This is a genomic window from Brevibacterium sp. XM4083 (assembly GCF_006489205.2).
In the GTDB taxonomy this organism is placed as follows: domain Bacteria; phylum Actinomycetota; class Actinomycetes; order Actinomycetales; family Brevibacteriaceae; genus Brevibacterium.
Window position 1 is genome coordinate 97,589 of sequence record NZ_VFYR02000001.1, and the last position, 17,159, is coordinate 114,747.

Here is a 17,159-nt window from a genome sequence, read left to right on the forward strand (position 1 = left end):
GGGGAACCGGCCCGTGCAGCAGACGGGGGCACGGGTCGTGCAGGGCTCGTGCAGCCGACGAGCACTGGGCTCGTGCAGCCGACGAGCACCGGGCTCGTGCAGCTGTCAGGGGCACAGCTCGTGCAGCTGACAGCGACACAGCTCGTGCAGGGGAAGGGGATGGAGCGATGATCACCGACGAACTCGCGGCCAGCCGCGACGGGTGGCGGCAGCGGGCCAATGAGCTGCGCTCGCTCGCGACCGCCGCCCGGCAGATCGACGGATGGGACTCGCCCGCCGGCAGGATGCTCGTCGACCGGCTCGGTTCGTGCGCCGAGGCGATCGCGGGCCTCGCCGACCGGGCCGACGACCTCGCCGAAGCCTACGACCTCCACCTGCAGGTCGTCTCCGTCGGCGGACGGATCCAGCTGTGAGAAGGAGGGGATGATCGTGACGGAGGCAGGCCACGGGCACGCCGCCGACGGGCACGCCGGGGAACACCACGCCACCGAGCGGCTGCTCGCGTCCCGGCACGTGCTCAACCACGACCGGGCGGCGGCCAAGGACAGTGTGCTCGGCACCCGGTGGATCACCGTCGATCTCGAGCGGATCCGGCGGCTGCCCCACCGTCTGCGCTGCCTGTGGCCGAAGCAGCTGCTGCCCACCGGTGACCGCGCGGGTGCAGCCTCATCCCGGGCGACCACCTCGGCGGGAATGGTCGTCACCCCGACCGCGGCCGGCCTGCCCGAGCATCCCACCGACGTCGTCCGACCCCGCGACCTCGACGTCCTCTCCGCCTGGCTCGCCGGCTTCGCGAGCGAACTCAATCTCACGCGGTTCCGGCTCGGCATCGTCGTCGGCGGCGCAGACGCCGCCCTCACCCTCGAGATCGCCGTCTGCGCCGACACTGCCCTCGCGATACTCGCCCTGCGCGGCTCGGACTTCTCCGACTTCGCCGGGTTCGAGTTCCTCCGCCGCCTCGACATCACCGATCTCGCCGTCGTCGGTGAGGAGCTCACCGACCTCATCACCGGCGACTGCGTCCTCACCCTCACGTATGCCGGGGTGCGGACCCGGTCCGGGATGGAGTTCCTCCACCGGCAGAGCGACTCCTGGCACCGTCCGCTCCTCGAGCGCGGCGCGGCCGGGGTGACCGTGGCGGAGATGGAGGACGTCGGCGCCGAGGCGGTGCGGATGCTCATCGCGGCCACCCTCACCGAGCTCACCCGCACCGAGGAGGCGGCCCGATGATCGCCACGCGCACCCGCGGCGGGGGTCGGATGACGATCGACGACCGGGCCGAGCTCAGCGGCACCGACCTCGACCGGATCGTCCGGCGCATCGGCGATCTCAATGCCGCAGGCGCCGTCGCCGACTTCGACCTCGCCACCCTGCTCACCCAGGTGCCCTCGCCCCTGACCGCGCTCAACCTCGACCGCGCACGGATCGTCTACCACCAGCACCTCACCCTCGTCCTCCTCGAACTCGAAGCCACCACGCTCGCGATCCGAACGGCGGCGCTCGCCTACCGGGAGGCGGAGAAGGGGGTGAGTGAGGTCTTCGGCGGACTCCTCGACGGGCTCGGCTACGTCACCGGCCGCGTCATCGCCATCAGCCTGCCCGTCGTCATCCCCACAGCCGTCGTCGTCGGGATCCCGGTCTACGCCGCGGCTACGGTCCTCGATGCGGTCGGTGCCGACGACCTCGTCGAGCAGCGGTTCGGGATCGACCTCGCACAGACGGCGGATCGGCTCAAGGAGGACCTCACCCGTCTCGTGTTCGAGAACTCGGACGCCACGGGCGCCGTCATCGAACACGTCCTGCCCGGCATGGTCGTCGGGTTCCTCGGATTGCCGCCGCAGCTGCTCGCCGTCGACAGCGACACCACCCTGTGGCCCCACGACTCCGGGTCGATGACCGCCTGGGTGCTCGCCGCGGCGAACCTCGTCGGACTCCTCACCCCCTCCGAAGTCGAGGTCTGGAAGGCGGAGGGTCTCACCCCCGCCCATGCGAAGCCGCCGGCCGATGTCGCCGAGCTCTACAGCAGGGAGGCCGCGCAGCACCGCGGCGTCGACTCGGGGCAGGTGCGCATCGAGGAGGTGAGGTCACCGGACGGCACGACCCGCTACATCGTCTACGTGCCGGCCACCACCGACTGGTCGCCGGAGCCGGGGGAGAACACGACCGATCTGACGACGAACGTCGAGGGCATGGCCGGCAACGACACCGTGATGCGCGAAATGGTCCGGCAGGCCATCGCCGACGCCGGGATCGGCAGCGACGCCGAGGTCATGCTCGTCGGCTACTCCCAGGGCGGCATCACCGCCGGCTCCCTCGCGGCGGATCCGGCGTTCCTCGCCGACGTCAACGTCACGGCACTCGTCACCGTCGGCGCCCCGATCTCCGACTTCGCCATCGACGAGAGCGTCGACGTGCTCGCCATCGAACACGAACAGGACCTGGTGCCCGACCTCGACGGGAACGAGGACCCCACTCGGGACCGCTGGACGACGATCACCGTCGACTACGACCCCGACGAGCTGCGGACGGCCCCGAACCTCGCCGACAAATCCGACGCCGAACTCGATGAGATGTTCTCCTCGGCCGGCGCCGCGCATTCCTCCGCGGCGTACTCGGCATCACTGGCTCTCATGGTCGGTGCCGGGCATCCGGCACTGCGGCGCTTCACCTCCCGCAATGCCGGGTTCTTCACCGGAGACATCACGGAGACGAGGGACTACCAGGGCAAGCGGAAGCGGAACTGAGCGGGGACGGGAGCGGCGGGACCAACCCTTCGACATGCGACTCTTTCACGTGCGGTGGTCGGACTCCCAACCACCTCGGCGAGGATCGACAATTCCGCCTCCGGGCTTTGGCGACGCCCGCCAGGACATCGGTGCCATCCGTAGGCTGACCACGACCGATGCATTTCGACGTCGCTGCGGACCACCGGTTCGCAGCGGTGCCGACAGCACCCTGGCGGTGGCACGGGCACCCCGGATTCTGTATCGTAGGGGTACCTGTGAATCAGATCACGCGAGGGCGATTCCTTCCACCAGAGGCGTTGCCCGCAGCACACTGTCCGCCACCGGTCACCTCCGGTGCTGTAAGGACCTTGAGAATAAGGAGAGCTGAAATGACCTCGAACATTTCAGTGGGATCCGGGACTGCCCACAGTCAGTCAGCGGAGCCTCGCATGATTCAGATGCTCACCGAGGACGGCAACCGCGTTGCCTCGGGCGAGTACGACGCCTTCGCCGCAGAGCTCACCGATGAGGATCTGCGCGGGTTCTACCGGGACATGGTCCTCGTCCGCCGCGTCGATGCGGAGGGTGCAGCCCTGCAGCGCCAGGGTCAGCTGGGACTGTGGGCCCCGATGTTCGGCCAGGAGGCCGCCCAGATCGGCATGGGCCGCGCCGCCCGCCCCCAGGACTTCGTCTTCCCCACGTACCGTGAGCACGGTCTCGCGTACACCCGCGGCGTCGAACCCGAAACGCTGCTCGGCATCTTCCGCGGGCAGAACCACGGCGGCTGGGACCCGCAGGAGCACCGCTTCCACACGTACACGATCGTCATCGGCTCGCAGACCCTCCACGCCGCCGGCTACGCCATGGGTGTGTCGATGGACGGCGACGTCGGCACCGGTGACCTCGAACGCGACACGGTGGCCATCGCGTGCTTCGGCGACGGTGCGACCTCGCAGGGCGACGTCTCGGAGGCGCTGACCTTCGCCGGTGCCTTCCACGCCCCGGTGCTCTTCTTCTGCCAGAACAACCAGTGGGCGATCTCCGAGCCGACGAACGTCCAGACCCCGGCCCCGCTCTACAAGCGCGGCGAGGGATTCGGCGTGCCCGGCATCCGCGTCGACGGCAACGACATCATCGCGATGTACGCCGTGGCCCGCGCGAGCCTAGACTCGGTGCGCTCCGGCAACGGCCCGATGCTCATCGAGGCCTACACGTACCGTCGCGGTGCGCACACCACCGCCGACGACCCGACGAAGTACCGCGACCGCGCCGAAGAGGAGATCTGGGCCGACCGCGACCCGATCACCCGTCTGCGCGCCTACCTCGAGAAGCACTCGGACACCGATGAGTCGTTCTTCGCCGAGGTCGACGCCGAGGCGGACACGCTCGCCGCGCGCATCCGCCACAACTGCATGACCATGGAAGACCCCGACGGTGTCGAGATGTTCGCTCACGTCACCTCCGAACCTCACCCCCTCGTCGATGAGGAACGTGCGGAGTACCTCGCGTACCAGTCCTCATTCGCCGATGCAGGTGAGGCCTGATGGAGAAACTTCCGCTTTCCAAGGCGATCACAGCCGGTCTGCGCAAGGCCATGGAGGACGACCCGAAGGTCGTCCTCATTGGTGAGGACATCGGCAAGCTCGGCGGTGTCTTCCGCGTCACCGAGGGCTTGCAGAAGGACTTCGGCCCGCAGCGCGTCATCGATGCGCCGCTCGCCGAATCCGGGATCGTCGGCACCTCGGTCGGCATGGCGATCCGCGGCTACCGACCCGTCGTCGAGATCCAGTTCGACGCGTTCATCTTCCCCGCCTACGACCAGATCGTCACCCAGGTCGCCAAGCTCTACAACCGCACCCTGGGCAATGAGCGCATCCCGATGGTCATCCGCGTGCCCTACGGCGGCGGCATCGGCTCGCCCGAGCACCACTCGGAGAGCCCCGAGACCGTCTTCGCCCACCATGCGGGACTCAAGCTCATCAGCCCGTCGAACGCCAACGACGCGTACTGGATGATCCAGGAGGCGATCCGCAGCGACGACCCGGTGATGTTCTTCGAACCCAAGCGCCGGTACTGGCAGCGCGGGGACGTCGACACCTCGGCGAAGGACCTCGGCATGCACGACGCCCGCGTCGTCTCCGAGGGCACCGACGTCACGCTCGTGGCGTACGGACCCCTCGTGCCCACCGCGGCCGATGTCGTCGCGGCCGCCGCCGAGGAGGGCAAGAGCGTCGAGCTCATCGACCTCCGCAGCCTCAACCCGATCGACTTCACGACGATCGAGAAGTCCGTCCAGAAGACGGGTCGCCTCGTCGTCGCCCACGAGGCACCGACGTTCCTCGGCCTCGGATCGGAGATCGCCGCCCGCATCTCCGAGCGCTGCTTCTTCAACCTCGAAGCCCCGGTCATCCGTGTCGGCGGCTACCACACGCCGTACCCCGGCTCGCGGATGGAAGAGCACTATCTGCCCGATCTCGATCGCATCTTCGACGGTGTCGACCGGGCCCTGGCCTACTGACGAAAGGAAGCAAGAATGGCGTTCGAATTCCCTCTTCCCGACGTCGGCGAAGGCCTCACCGAGGCGGACATCGTCTCCTGGAAGGTGGCCCCCGGCGACGAGGTGACGGTCAACCAGATCCTCGTCGAGATCGAGACCGCGAAGTCCCTCGTCGAACTCCCGAGCCCGCAGGCCGGGACCGTCGGCGCCCTCCTCGTCGAGGAGGGGCAGACCGTCGAGGTCGGGACCCCGATCATCCGCTTCGGAGGTGCCGATGATGCCGGCGCCGGCGCGGAGACGATGAGCGCACCGCACGCCGAGGCGACCGCCCCGGCCTCTGACGGTGCTGTGACCAGCGACGACGAGGGCGGTGCCACCCTCGTCGGGTACGGCGCCAAGGCCGCCTCATCGAAGCGCCGCCCCCGCAAGGGCGGGTCGGCCGCCGCGTCGCAGTCGGGTGCCGCGGAGGCCTCGGGCACGGCGGAGTCTTCCGGCCCCGCCGCGCCTGCGACAGCGCCCGCGCAGCCTGAAACCGGTTCGGCCGCGGCCGATGGCGCAGCTGAGTCTGCCGAGGCCGCCTCGGCGGGCAAGCCGCTGGCCAAGCCTCCTGTGCGCAAGCTCGCGAAGGACCTCGGCATCGACCTCGCATCGGTGACGCCCACCGGATCCCGCGGTGAGGTCACGCGCGCCGATGTCCAGGCCGCGGCCGACGGCACCGCGGCACCTGCTGCGACTGGAGCCACCGCGGCTGGGGCGACCGCCTCGGCGAGTGCTGACGTGGCCGCTCTCGAGGAGCGGATCCCGTTCAAGGGCGTCGTGAAGATGATGGCCAAGGCGATGGTCGACTCGGCGTTCACGATGCCGCACGTCACCGAGTTCCTCGATGTCGACGTCACCGAGACGATGGCGTTCGTCCGCCGTCTCAAGGCGTCGAAGGTCCTCGGGGAGGATGTGCGCGTGTCTCCGCTGCTCATCGTCGCGAAGGCCGTGGCATGGGCGGTGGCGCGGAACCCGCGGATCAACTCGACACTCGACGGCGATGACATCGTCGTCAGGAAGTACGTCAACCTCGGGATCGCTGCGGCCACGCCGCGCGGACTCATCGTGCCGAACATCAAGAACGCGCACACGATGGGCCTGACGCAGCTGGCGCAGGAGATGCAGGACCTCACGGCCCTCGCTCGTTCGGGCAAGACTCCGCCCGCTGACCAGGCCGGGGGCACGATCACGATCACGAATGTCGGCGTCTTCGGCGTCGATGCCGGAACGCCGATCATCAACCCCGGGGAAGCCGCGATCCTCGCCTTCGGGCAGGTGCGGAAGAAGCCGTGGGTCGTCGACGACGAGATCGTGCCGCGTGAGATCACGACCCTGTCCGTGAGCGCCGACCACCGCGTCGTCGACGGCGAGATCATCTCGAAGTTCCTCGCCGATGTCGGCCGCGGCCTCGAGGATCCGAGCGTCCTCCTCGCCTGAGGCCGACACTGGAGCCGCATATCACCCCGCGCACGAGGTGATATGCGGCTTCGGTCGTCTGAGGGAGGCGGATGCTGCCGACCACACCACTCGGCTCCCCAGACACCTCGTGCTGGCGACTGATGTGGAGTTCAGGGTTGGGCGTGCGAAGCCAGGGGTTGTGTTCGCCGCTGAGCGGAAAGGTGCCATTCCGTGGACGGTGAGCCGCTGCGGGTAGGGCGTCTCGCTGTCGGCAGTCCGAGCCGCCGCTCAGCGGAGGGGTGCCGCGGTGTCAGCTGTCGAGGTAGGCGCTGTTGTCCTCGGAGTACTCGCCGTCCTTGACGAGTCGCTTGGCGAGGCAGTGGTCGCGGTCGAGACCCCACGAGCGGCACTTGTCGAGCGCCGGCTTCGCATCGCTGTAGCCGGTGTCGACGACCGTCACCCAGTAGTCGCCGGACTTGTAGGCACTCCAGTCGCCGCTGTAGATGAGGATCGACCCGGGATACTTCACCTGGTTGGCTTTGAACTCGTCGAGGATGTCCTGTGCCGACCACGTCTTGCCGTCGGCTTCCAGTCCGACCTTCTTCGCGCTCACCTGGGTCACCCACTGGCCTTCGAGGTCTGCGGCCGCCTCGGTGCCTGACGTCACGAACCCGTCGAGCTCCTCTTCCGGGGTCCCGGTGGGCCGGACGAGTTCGTCCGAGGGCGTTGGCGCTGCCGAGCTCGACGCCTCTCCGCCGACGTCGACGGGCACCGTGCCGGACTCGGGGGCGAGCCAGCGCACACCGAAATAGCCGAGGAGTGCGAGCACCGCGAGGATCGCGGCGATGACGATGACGACCTTCGTGACCGACCCCTTGCGGGGGCCGGAGTCGGCGACGGCCGGACCGATGCCGGAATTCGGCCCCCCAGGGCCGTAGCCACCAGGACCGTAACTCCCAGGCCCGTAACTCCCAGGCCCGTAACCCCCAGGACCATAGCCCCCGGGCCCGTAGCCGCCCTGACCGTGCGCACCCGAACCACCCGGGCCGGGAACCCCAGCGCCGCCGGTCTCGAAGGCTCCTGCCTCGCCGGGGTCAGTGCCGAGGCCGGTCCTTTGGGCGGGCGCACCCGAGTGCCGGGCAGAGCCGGCCGCGTGGCCGGCCGCACCGCCGCTGCCGGCGGCATTGACGTGATCCTGGAACGGCGAGCTGCCCGCGGGGGCGAAGACATTGGCCCGACGAGTTCGCGAAAGGGGAAGGTCACCGGTGTGACGTTCGATGTATTCGTAGTAGGTCGAGCCATCGAACTCGGCATCGGCTGAGTGGGCGTCCGCTCCCTGCGACCCGGGCTGCGGACTCCGGCCGGATCGATCGGACGAATCCCAGTCATCACTGGTCGCGGGACGGATGCGCGGCCTCGGTGGAACGTCGCTCATCTGTCCTCCAGAGTGCCAGATGTGGTGGCAATCATCCTCTTACCTTGGCACGAGTTCGGTGGGTCTTCAACACGGTCAGGACGGCCTGACGGGCCTCCGTCGCCGAGGCGGTCGGACCCTGAGAACGGCGCCGAGACGCCCGCCGGCGGCCCCCTGACAACGCCGAACACCCGTGCGGCCACACCACAGCACGCGGGATCCGCGTGAACTCGGGCGACACGGCAGGGCCCCGGTCACCGCCGCGCGGCAGCGGCCTCTGCTCCGATCCGCCCGCCGCCTCGGCGCGAGCCCCGTGAATCCGGGGACGGTGTGAATTTGCTCTGAAGGCCGGAACGTCTCTAAACTGGATGTCTGTTGTGTCGTAACGGGCCCGTCCTCGACGGATCTGCTATGACCGACATGGTGCTCACCCACCGCTGCACTCCAGCTTCGGCCATCTCTCACAGGCTACGGCTTCAGCGCTGGTGAGACATCTCGCCCGAACGGGCAAGCCTGTTTCGGCGTACACAATTTCCATTGCGAACGCCGCGTGCTTGCGACTCGGACCCTTCGGACCGTCCTTCGACGTGCCTGCTCAGGGCCCGCGTGAGCACAGCAGCATCGCGAGAATTTGTTGATGTCTTCCGACATCGGCGCAAGCGAGTCAGGACCGTCGACCGGTTCAGCTCGGGCTTGTTTCGAGAGTCGGTAACTTGTGAACTGGAGGAGAGTCATGGCAGCAACCTGCCAAGTCACCGGGGCCGTTCCCGGTTTCGGACACAATGTGTCCCACTCGAAGCGCCGCACCAAGCGCCGCTTCAACCCGAACATTCAGACGAAGCGCTACTACGTTCCGTCGCTGCGTCGCAACGTCACCCTCAACGTGTCCGCCAAGGGCATCAAGGTCATCGACGTGCGCGGCATCGACTCCGTGGTCGCCGAACTCATTGCCAAGGGAGTGAAGCTCTGATGGCGAAGGCACAAGACGTTCGTCCGATCATCAAGCTCAAGTCGACCGCCGGCACCGGGTACACCTACGTGACCCGCAAGAACCGCCGCAACAACCCGGACCGTATCGTGCTCAAGAAGTACGATCCCGTCGTCCGCAAGCACGTCGATTTCCGAGAGGAGCGCTGAGCGCACATGGCCAAGAAGTCCAAGATCGCCCGCGACAAGCAGCGTCGCGTCATCGTTGAACGCTACGCAGAGCGCCGTGCGGCCCTCAAGCGTCAGCTCACCCACCCCGACAGCACCGACGAGCAGCGTGAAGAAGCACGCCTCGGCCTGCAGAAGCTTCCTCGCGATGCCTCGCCAGTGCGCGTGCGCAATCGTGACCAGGTTGACGGCCGCCCCCGCGGCTACCTGCGCAAGTTCGGACTCTCCCGTGTCCGCTTCCGCGAAATGGCACACGACGGCGAGTTGCCGGGCATCACGAAGTCCAGCTGGTAATCTCGAGGAAGTTCGTTATCGGAAAAACGGACCGGTAACCGACCGACTTGTCCTAAGGAGGACACTTTTATGGCTAAGAACCGCAGTGAGCTCGTTGCAGAAGTTGCCGAGAAGTCCGGCCTGACCCAGAAGCAGGTCTCGGATGTTCTCGACGGAGTCTTCGATGTCTTCTCCGACGTCGTCGACAAGGGCGAGAAGCTCACCATCCCGGGCTGGCTCTCCGTCGAGCGCACCGAGCGTGCCGCTCGCAAGGGCCGCAACCCGCAGACCGGTGAAGAGATCCAGATCAAGGCCGGCTACTCCGTCAAGCTGTCCGCTGGTTCGAAGCTCAAGGCTGCCGCCGGCGCCCCGAAGTGACCTTCGCGCTTCACGCGCACGAAGACCCGGATCGATCATCGGTCCGGGTCTTCTGCTGTCCGGGCTGAGGCATCCGTCGCCGAGGCGGGGCGCCGTGTCCGTGAACGTCGAGCGCGGATTCCCAGGGAGATCTGCGCCACCTCGGCGGGTGCGAATTGGCAGGGGGGAAGCCCGGGACGATATCCTTGGGGCTATGGATTCAGCGGCGGGCAGGCACCTGTGACCTCCAAGATCATTGCACCGCTCGTCGGTTTCACCACGCGGGCCGCCGTGCCCATCGTCGTAGTCGTCGGCCTCATCGTGGGATTCCTCGCGATGCTCTACACCGGCGCCGCCGAGGCGACTCTGCTCAACGACCCCGGCCGTGTCGTCCGCTTCGGGCTCCCCGCGGCCAAGTCCCTCTTCAACGTCGCGATGTCGGTGACCATCGGGTCCCTGCTCTTCGCCCTCCTCATCCTCCCGCGCACGCAGGGCCGCACACGGCACAAGGGCGGGAAGAAGGCCGGTGAAGCCGACCAGCCGCCGCTCGACGCACTCTGGGAGAAGTCACTGAAGATCGCCGAGGTCGCCTCGGTGGCGTGGACCGTCTCCGCGGTCGCCGTCCTCATCTTCACCTTCATGGACACCGTCGGCGCCCAGGCCTACATCGACTTCTCCAACCAGCTCGGCGTCTTCGTCACGCAGATCGCCTTCGGGCAGCTGTGGACGCTCATCGTCGTCCTCATCGCCGTCGCCTCGACGCTGTGCTTCGGCTCCCGGTCCTACCTCGGAATCGCGTTCGCCGGGCTCATCTCCATCAGCGTGATGATCCCCATGGCGCTCATGGGCCACTCCGCGCAGGCCTCGGGTCACACGCAGGCCGTCAACAGCATCGGCCTCCACCTCCTCGGCGTGACGATCTGGCTCGGCGGTCTCCTCGTCGTCGCCCTCCTCGGCGGCCGCCTCGCGAAGTCACCGCACCTGAGCACGATCATCAGCCGGTACTCGTCGTACGCGCTCTTCGCGTTCGTCCTCGTCGCGTTCTCCGGCGTCGTCAACTCGCTTCTGCGCGTCCAGTCCTTCGCCGACCTCATGACCCCGTACGGGCAGGTCATCATCGGCAAGGTCATCGGCACGATCCTCCTCGGCCTCATCGGCTTCTGGCACCGCCGCTACGTCATCGCGCGCCTCGGCACCGTCGCCTCGGTGACCGCGGAGTTCTGGCGCCTCATCATCACCGAGTTCGTCATCTTCGGCGCGACCATGGGCCTGGCCGCCGCACTGGCCCGGTCGCAGCCGCCCGTGCCCCAGGAACCGGTCGGCAATCCCACGCCTTCCGAGATCCTCTCCGGGGAGCCGCTGCCCCCGCAGCCGACGTTCTCCCGCTACTTCACCGAATGGTCGGTCGACCCGCTGTGGCTCGTCATCGCTGTGGGCCTGGGCCTCGCGTACGTCGCCGGGTTCATCCATCTCAAGCGCCGAGGCGATTCCTGGCCGGTCGCGCGCCTCGTCTGCTGGCTCGTCGGCATGGTGCTCCTCATCTACGTCACCTCGGGCGGTCCCGTCGTCTACGGCGAGGTGCAGTTCTCCGCGCACATGATCCAGCACATGCTGCTCGTCATGGTCGTGCCGATCCCCATGGTCCTCGGCGCGCCGATCACCATGCTCATGCGGGCGACGACCCCGCGCACCGACGGTTCCCGCGGCATCCGCGAATGGGTGCTCTGGCTCGTCCACACGCCGTACCTGCGGTTCCTCGCGAACCCCGTCGTCGCGAGCGTCAACTTCGCCGGGTCCCTCGTCGTCTTCTACTACGCGGGTCTCATGCGGTACGCGCTCGAGTACCACCTCGGACACGAGCTGATGATCTTCCACTTCCTCGGCGCCGGCTACCTCTTCGCCCAGTCGCTCATCGGCGTCGACCCCGGGGTCAAGCGGTTCCCGTACCCGCTGCGGCTGCTCACGCTGCTCATCACGATGGCCTTCCACGCGTTCTTCGGCATCTCCCTGCTCAGCTCCGAAGTCCTCATCGAAGGCAACTGGTTCGGCAACATGGGCACCGACTGGGGCTACACCGCGATCGAGGACCAGCAGAAGGGCGGCGCGATCGCGTGGGGCATCGGCGAGCTGCCGACCCTGTTCCTCGCGATCATGGTCGCCTTCCAGTGGTCGAAGTCCTCGGATCGCGAAGCCAAGCGGGTCGACCGGCGCGAAGCCCGGACGAACGACGCCGAGCTGCGCGCGTACAACGACATGCTCGCCACGATGGCCGAAAGCGATTCCCGCGCCGAACAGCGCCGCAGCTGACGCGGCCGGGGTGCGGGTCCTCGTGACCGGGTCGCCTCGTCGGCGGTAGCCCCCCGTTGGCGCACAGGAGGCCCGAGTGCACCGGCACTCTGGTGGCACGCCCGCCCCGGCGCCACCCGGCCCGCACTGTCGTACGGGACACCCGACCGCCTCGACGCCGCTGACCCCGCGCCACCCTGACACCGCCGATGCACGGGACGTCCGGTCACCTCGGCGAGGTCGCGCACGTCTGCGCACGACGCACACCCGCTGTGCACGAATATGCACAGGAAATTCTCGTTTTCGCGCCTCGGTGCATCCCAATCGCCTGTGAAGTAGCGCACACTGAGAGGGAACCGCCATCACCGGATCACGGTGAGGATCGGTGTGCGCAGACCCGTGAGAGCTCTCATCGCCGAGAGTCCTGCCACGGCCGCCGCACCGGACACGGTGACAGGTCAGCACGATCAGCCCGCAGAGTCGCGGCGCGGATCGGAGAAATCGAGGAGAGTCATGACTGCACAGAGCCCCACGGAGAGGAAGTCGGTGCGCGCGCAGCTGCGCAAGGTCGTCGCCGCGTCGATGGCCGGCACGGTCGTCGAATGGTACGAGTTCTTCCTCTACGGGTCAGCGGCGACGCTGGTGTTCAACCACATCCTGTTCCCGCCGTCGGACAATCCGCTCACGCCGATCCTGCTCGGCTTCGCGACCTACGCCGTCGGCTTCATCGCTCGTCCCATCGGCGGCATCGTCTTCGGCCACTACGGTGACAAGTTCGGGCGCAAGAAGCTCCTGCAGCTCTCGATCATCCTCGTCGGCGCCGCGACGTTCCTCATGGGCTGTCTGCCGACCTTCGGGCAGATCGGCTACCTCGCGCCGATCCTCCTCGTCCTCCTGCGCATCGTCCAGGGCTTCGCGGTCGGCGGCGAATGGGGCGGGGCGGTGCTCCTCGTCGCCGAGCACTCCCCGGACAAGGAGCGCGGCTTCTGGGCGTCGTGGCCGCAGTCGGGTGTGCCGTTGGGCAATCTGCTCGCCACCGGCGTCCTCTTCGTCCTCACCGCGACCCTGAGCGAAGAGGCCTTCCTCTCGTGGGGCTGGCGCATCGCGTTCTGGCTCTCGGCGGTCATCGTCCTCATCGGCTACTACATCCGCACCCGGGTCTCCGACGCCCCGATCTTCGAGAAGATCCAAGCCGAGGAGATCGAGGAGGGCGTCGACTACGGCGTCAAGGCCGTCTTCAAGCGCTACCCGCGTGAGGTCTTCACCGCGATGGGTCTGCGGCTGGTGGAGAACATCCACTACTACCTCGTCGTCACCTTCTCGATCACCTACCTCGCGGTCGTTGCGAAGATCGAGGCGAGCGAGATCCTCGGCCTCCTCCTCGGCGCGCACGCGATCCATGCGCTGCTCGTGCCGATGATCGGTGCCCTCGGCGACCGGATCGGCCGCAAACCGCCGTACGCGATCGGCATCATCCTCACTGCGTCGTGGGGCTTCTTCGCCTTCCCGATGTACGACACCGGCAATCCCGGGCTCATCTTCCTCGCCCTCCTGCTCGGCCTCATCTTCCACGGGTTCATGTATGCCGGCCAGCCGGCGATCATGGCCGAGATGTTCCCGACCCGGATGCGCAACTCCGGTGTCTCGACCGGGTACCAGGTCACGGCGATCGTCGCGGGGTCCTTCGCGCCGATCATCGCGACCGCGCTCCTCGACGAGTTCCACTCCTCGATCCCGATCGCGATCTACCTCGCGGTGGCGGCGCTCATCTCGCTCGTCGCGCTGATCTTCACGCGCGAGACGAAGGGCATCGACCTCCACTCGCTCGACCATGCCGACAAGGTCCGCCGCGGAGTCGTCGCCGGCTGAGCGGGAAGTGCCCCGGCTGAGCGGGCGGGTCGTCGCCGGCGGCTGCGGTCGTCCTCCCCTCGCCGAGGCGGGGCGACGACCACGGCCAGGTGCATTCCGTGCGGGGCGTGGGGGGAGTGGGTACGCGTCGGCCGATCGGCGCGGTGGCATGGCCCCGCCTCGGCGAAGATCCACCGGCCGTCGCGGTGAGGTGAGACGATGGCACCCGGCGCGGACCGGTCGGGCCACCGACTGCTCTGACCGGTCGGGCCACCGACTGCACTGTCCGACAGACGAACGAGGAATGAGGATGAGGAATGACTGTTGATCTCACCGGCAAGCGGGCGCTCGTCACCGGCGGCGCCTCCGGTCTCGGCAAGGCGATGTGCGAGACGTTCGCCGCCGCCGGAGCGACGGTCACCGTCGCCGACGTCGACGCGGAGGCGGCCGGAGCGGTCGCCGAGTCCATCGGCGGACAGGCGTGGGTGGTCAACCTCGCCGACACCTCGGCGCTCGAGGGGATCGACATCGACGTCGACATCCTCGTCAACAACGCCGGCATCCAGCGGATCCACCCGATCACGGAGTTCCCGCTCGAGGAATGGCGGCTCATCATGACCCTTATGCTCGAGGCGCCGTTCGTGCTGACGAAGGCCGCGCTGCCGGCGATGTACGCCCGCGGGTGGGGGCGGGTCATCAACCTCTCGTCCGTCCACGGGCTGCGCGCCTCGGCGAACAAGTCCGCATACGTCGCCGCCAAGCACGGGCTCATGGGGCTGACGAAGACTACGGCGCTCGAGGCGGGTGCCCACGGCGTGACGTGCAATGCGATCAACCCCGGCTACGTCCTCACGCCCCTGGTCAAGGGGCAGATCGCCGAGCAGGCGCGGACGAACGGGATCAGCGAGGACGAGGTGCTCGAGAAGGTGTTCCTCGGGCACGCGGCGGTCCCGAAGCTCGCCGAGCCCGAGGACATCGCCGCCCTCGCCCTCTTCCTCGCCAGCGACGCGGCCGGCGTCGTCACGGGAGCCGCCCACAGCGTCGACGGCGGATGGACCGCCGCCTGAGTCAGCCTGCGGGCAACGCGGCCACTCTGGGACGAGTCGCCCTCCGCCCGGAGGGTGGCTGAGCCCAAGCGGTCCCGCGGTTCAGAGCACTTCGAGGACCGCGCGCACGCCGGCGCTGCGCAGCGCTTCGTGGCGCACCGACGCCCAATAGGACACGCGTTTCGAGAAGAGTTCGGGCAGCACTTGGACGAGTCGACTGTTCCCGCGCGCCGTGAAATCCGGGAGGATCCCGATGCCGACCCCGCCGGCGGTGGCGAGCACATGCGCCTGCACCGAGGTGGAGCGGAAGAACCCCTTGCCCGCGGGCAGCTCCGCGGCCGCCTCGTCGAGGTCGTCGACCTGCAGGGAGTTCTCGATGTAGTAGACGATGCGGTGATCGGCGAGGTCGTCGAGCGTGCGCGGCTGCGGATGCGTGCGCAGGTACTCCTGCGAGGCGTAGAGCTGGAGGCGGTAGTCGCGGATCCGCTTGGCGGCGCTGCGCGGGGCGTCCGGTCGACCGACGACGACTTCGATGTCGACGCCCGACCGATACTGCCGAGCGCGCTGTGTGGCGGTGATGAGCTCGATCTGCAGACCGGGATGGCGCAGCTGCAGGGACGTCAGGGCGGGGACCGCGAACTCGAGGGCGAACGCCTGCGGGCAGGCGAGGCGGATGGTCCCCGACAGTGCGGCGGTCTCATGGGCGTCGATGCGGCCGAGCGCGGCCTCGATGTCCTCGGCGATCGGCAGCAGCTGTCGCCCCGCGGTGCTCAGCTCCCAGCCGTCGGGCGAGGCGACGAGGACGCGCTGGCCGTACGCCTTCTCGAGGGCGGCGATCCGCCGGGACACGGTCGTGTGGTTGAGTCCGAGACTGTGCGCGGCCGCCGTGAACTTCCCCAGCCGCGCGACGGCGAGGAGGGTGAGCAGATCCTCCGGTGAGATCTGCCTGCCGGAACCGGTGGGTGCGTGAGCGGCCATAGTCTCTTCATTCTATCTGCGTGCGCGCACATTGCGGGTGCGGAAGAGGTGCCTTCCTGGGCTGATCTCCGCACCGCCTGCTGGCGTACTGTGAAGGGGAACACATGAACAGTTGATGCGAGGAGGCATGCGATGTCGACGATTGGATGGATCGGCCTGGGGAACATGGGTCGACCGATGACGGCGAACCTGGTCAAGGCCGGTCACACGGTCAAGGGCTTCGATGTGGTGCCGGACGCCGTGACCGCGGCAGCGGCCGATGGGGTCACCCCGGTGGGTTCGATCGCCGAGGCGGTCGCCGGTGCCGACATCGTCTTCACGATGCTGCCGAAGGGCGAGCATGCGCGAGCCGTCTACCTCGGCGACGACGGAGTGCTCGCCAATGCGGACACGAGCACCCTCCTCGTCGACTCCTCGACGATCGACTTCGATTCCGCGCGTGAGCTGCACAAGGACGCCGCCGAGGCGGGCTTCCGCTTCATCGACGGCCCCGTCTCCGGCGGGGTCACCGGCGCCCAGGCCGGAACTCTGACGTTCATGCTCGGCGGCGACGACGCCGATGTCGAGACGGCGCGGCCCTTCATCGAGCCGATGGCCGGCAACATCTTCCATGCCGGAGGTGAAGCCGCAGGTCAGGCCGCGAAGATCGTCAACAACATGATGCTCGCCATCAGCCTTGAGGGCGTTGTCGAAGGCGCCGTCCTCGCGCAGCGCTTCGGCCTCGACCCGAAGGCGTTCTACGACATCGCGAAGGTCTCCTCGGGCGATTCGTGGCCGCTGCGCACGTGGTATCCGGTGCCCGGGGTGACGGAGACCGCGGCGTCGAACAACGACTTCAAGCCCGGTTTCGCGACCGCGCTCATGCACAAGGACGTCGGTCTCGCACTCGCCGGCGCCGAGTCCCAGGGCGTCGATCTGCCGGCGGCCTCCCTCGTCTACGCCCAGCTGCAGAAGCTCGTCGACGAGGGCCTCGAGGGACTCGACACGACGGCGATCATCAAGAACATCGACCCCGCGGCTCCGGGCCTGCCGACGAAACCGTAAGCCAACAGCTCGCTGTTCCGCACACGCCCGCGTTGAGGAACTGTGCGCCGCCTCCATGGCGGCCACCCTGGTTGTGCGCCGGGTTCATGGCGATTTTC

16 protein-coding genes are annotated in these 17,159 nt (G+C 68.1%); 14 read left to right on the plus strand and 2 right to left on the minus strand.

The window, feature by feature from the left end:
* Positions 1 to 167: 167 nt before the first annotated feature.
* From FJ887_RS00435 to FJ887_RS00460, 6 genes are all read left to right on the plus strand, one after another.
* Positions 168 to 413, plus strand: a complete 246-nt coding sequence (locus FJ887_RS00435; protein ID WP_137824949.1) for a hypothetical protein — start codon at positions 168 to 170, stop codon at positions 411 to 413.
* A gap of 10 nt (positions 414 to 423) precedes the next feature.
* The gene (locus FJ887_RS00440) at positions 424 to 1,230 is read left to right on the plus strand and encodes a hypothetical protein (protein ID WP_140954885.1); all 807 of its coding nucleotides are present in this window, start codon (positions 424 to 426) and stop codon (positions 1,228 to 1,230) included.
* A complete protein-coding gene (locus FJ887_RS00445; RefSeq protein WP_140954884.1) occupies positions 1,227 to 2,744 on the plus strand; it encodes a hypothetical protein in 1,518 nt (505 codons plus the stop codon). The genes FJ887_RS00440 and FJ887_RS00445 overlap by 4 nt, the downstream gene beginning before the upstream one ends.
* Positions 2,745 to 3,175: 431 nt before the next feature.
* A complete protein-coding gene (gene pdhA / locus FJ887_RS00450) occupies positions 3,176 to 4,270 on the plus strand; it encodes a pyruvate dehydrogenase (acetyl-transferring) E1 component subunit alpha (RefSeq protein ID WP_249356690.1) in 1,095 nt (364 codons plus the stop codon).
* Positions 4,270 to 5,244 (plus strand): alpha-ketoacid dehydrogenase subunit beta, encoded by a 975-nt coding sequence (locus FJ887_RS00455; protein WP_140954883.1) that lies wholly within the window; start codon positions 4,270 to 4,272, stop codon positions 5,242 to 5,244. The genes pdhA and FJ887_RS00455 overlap by 1 nt, the downstream gene beginning before the upstream one ends.
* Before the next feature lie 15 nt (positions 5,245 to 5,259).
* Positions 5,260 to 6,699 carry a dihydrolipoamide acetyltransferase family protein gene (locus tag FJ887_RS00460; protein ID WP_140954882.1) on the plus strand — a complete coding sequence of 480 codons (1,440 nt, stop codon included), beginning with the start codon at positions 5,260 to 5,262 and terminating at the stop codon, positions 6,697 to 6,699.
* Positions 6,700 to 6,970: 271 nt separating this feature from the next.
* Here the strand turns inward: FJ887_RS00460 and FJ887_RS00465 are convergent, their stop codons facing one another.
* Positions 6,971 to 8,095: a protein kinase gene (locus tag FJ887_RS00465; RefSeq protein ID WP_140954881.1), complete on the minus strand. Its 1,125-nt coding sequence runs from the start codon at positions 8,093 to 8,095 to the stop codon at positions 6,971 to 6,973.
* A gap of 712 nt (positions 8,096 to 8,807) precedes the next feature.
* Between FJ887_RS00465 and rpmB the strand changes: the two genes are divergently transcribed.
* The 7 genes from rpmB (at position 8,808) to FJ887_RS00500 (ending at position 15,060) form a co-directional block, all read left to right on the plus strand.
* Positions 8,808 to 9,044 (plus strand): 50S ribosomal protein L28, encoded by a 237-nt coding sequence (gene rpmB / locus FJ887_RS00470; protein WP_137824956.1) that lies wholly within the window; start codon positions 8,808 to 8,810, stop codon positions 9,042 to 9,044.
* The gene (gene rpmG / locus FJ887_RS00475; protein ID WP_035756283.1) at positions 9,044 to 9,211 is read left to right on the plus strand and encodes a 50S ribosomal protein L33; all 168 of its coding nucleotides are present in this window, start codon (positions 9,044 to 9,046) and stop codon (positions 9,209 to 9,211) included. The genes rpmB and rpmG overlap by 1 nt, the downstream gene beginning before the upstream one ends.
* 6 nt (positions 9,212 to 9,217) lie before the next feature.
* On the plus strand, positions 9,218 to 9,523 hold the full coding sequence (gene rpsN, locus FJ887_RS00480) for a 30S ribosomal protein S14 (protein WP_009376593.1): 306 nt from the start codon (positions 9,218 to 9,220) through the stop codon (positions 9,521 to 9,523).
* A 69-nt stretch (positions 9,524 to 9,592) separates the two neighbouring features.
* Positions 9,593 to 9,880, plus strand: coding sequence for an HU family DNA-binding protein (locus FJ887_RS00485; RefSeq protein WP_137824957.1), 288 nt, complete (start codon positions 9,593 to 9,595; stop codon positions 9,878 to 9,880).
* Positions 9,881 to 10,099: 219 nt separating this feature from the next.
* Positions 10,100 to 12,166, plus strand: coding sequence for a bifunctional copper resistance protein CopD/cytochrome c oxidase assembly protein (locus tag FJ887_RS00490; protein WP_140954880.1), 2,067 nt, complete (start codon positions 10,100 to 10,102; stop codon positions 12,164 to 12,166).
* 492 nt (positions 12,167 to 12,658) lie between these two features.
* Complete coding sequence (locus tag FJ887_RS00495; protein ID WP_140954879.1) at positions 12,659 to 14,014, plus strand: MFS transporter; 1,356 nt, start codon at positions 12,659 to 12,661, stop codon at positions 14,012 to 14,014.
* 296 nt (positions 14,015 to 14,310) lie between these two features.
* The gene (locus FJ887_RS00500) at positions 14,311 to 15,060 is read left to right on the plus strand and encodes a 3-hydroxybutyrate dehydrogenase (protein WP_140954878.1); all 750 of its coding nucleotides are present in this window, start codon (positions 14,311 to 14,313) and stop codon (positions 15,058 to 15,060) included.
* Between the two features lie 81 nt (positions 15,061 to 15,141).
* Here the strand turns inward: FJ887_RS00500 and FJ887_RS00505 are convergent, their stop codons facing one another.
* A complete protein-coding gene (locus FJ887_RS00505; RefSeq protein ID WP_140954877.1) occupies positions 15,142 to 16,017 on the minus strand; it encodes a LysR family transcriptional regulator in 876 nt (291 codons plus the stop codon).
* A gap of 132 nt (positions 16,018 to 16,149) precedes the next feature.
* Here FJ887_RS00505 and mmsB point away from each other — a divergent pair, with 132 nt between their 5' ends.
* Positions 16,150 to 17,061: a 3-hydroxyisobutyrate dehydrogenase gene (mmsB, locus tag FJ887_RS00510; protein ID WP_137824962.1), complete on the plus strand. Its 912-nt coding sequence runs from the start codon at positions 16,150 to 16,152 to the stop codon at positions 17,059 to 17,061.
* Positions 17,062 to 17,159 lie beyond the last annotated feature (98 nt).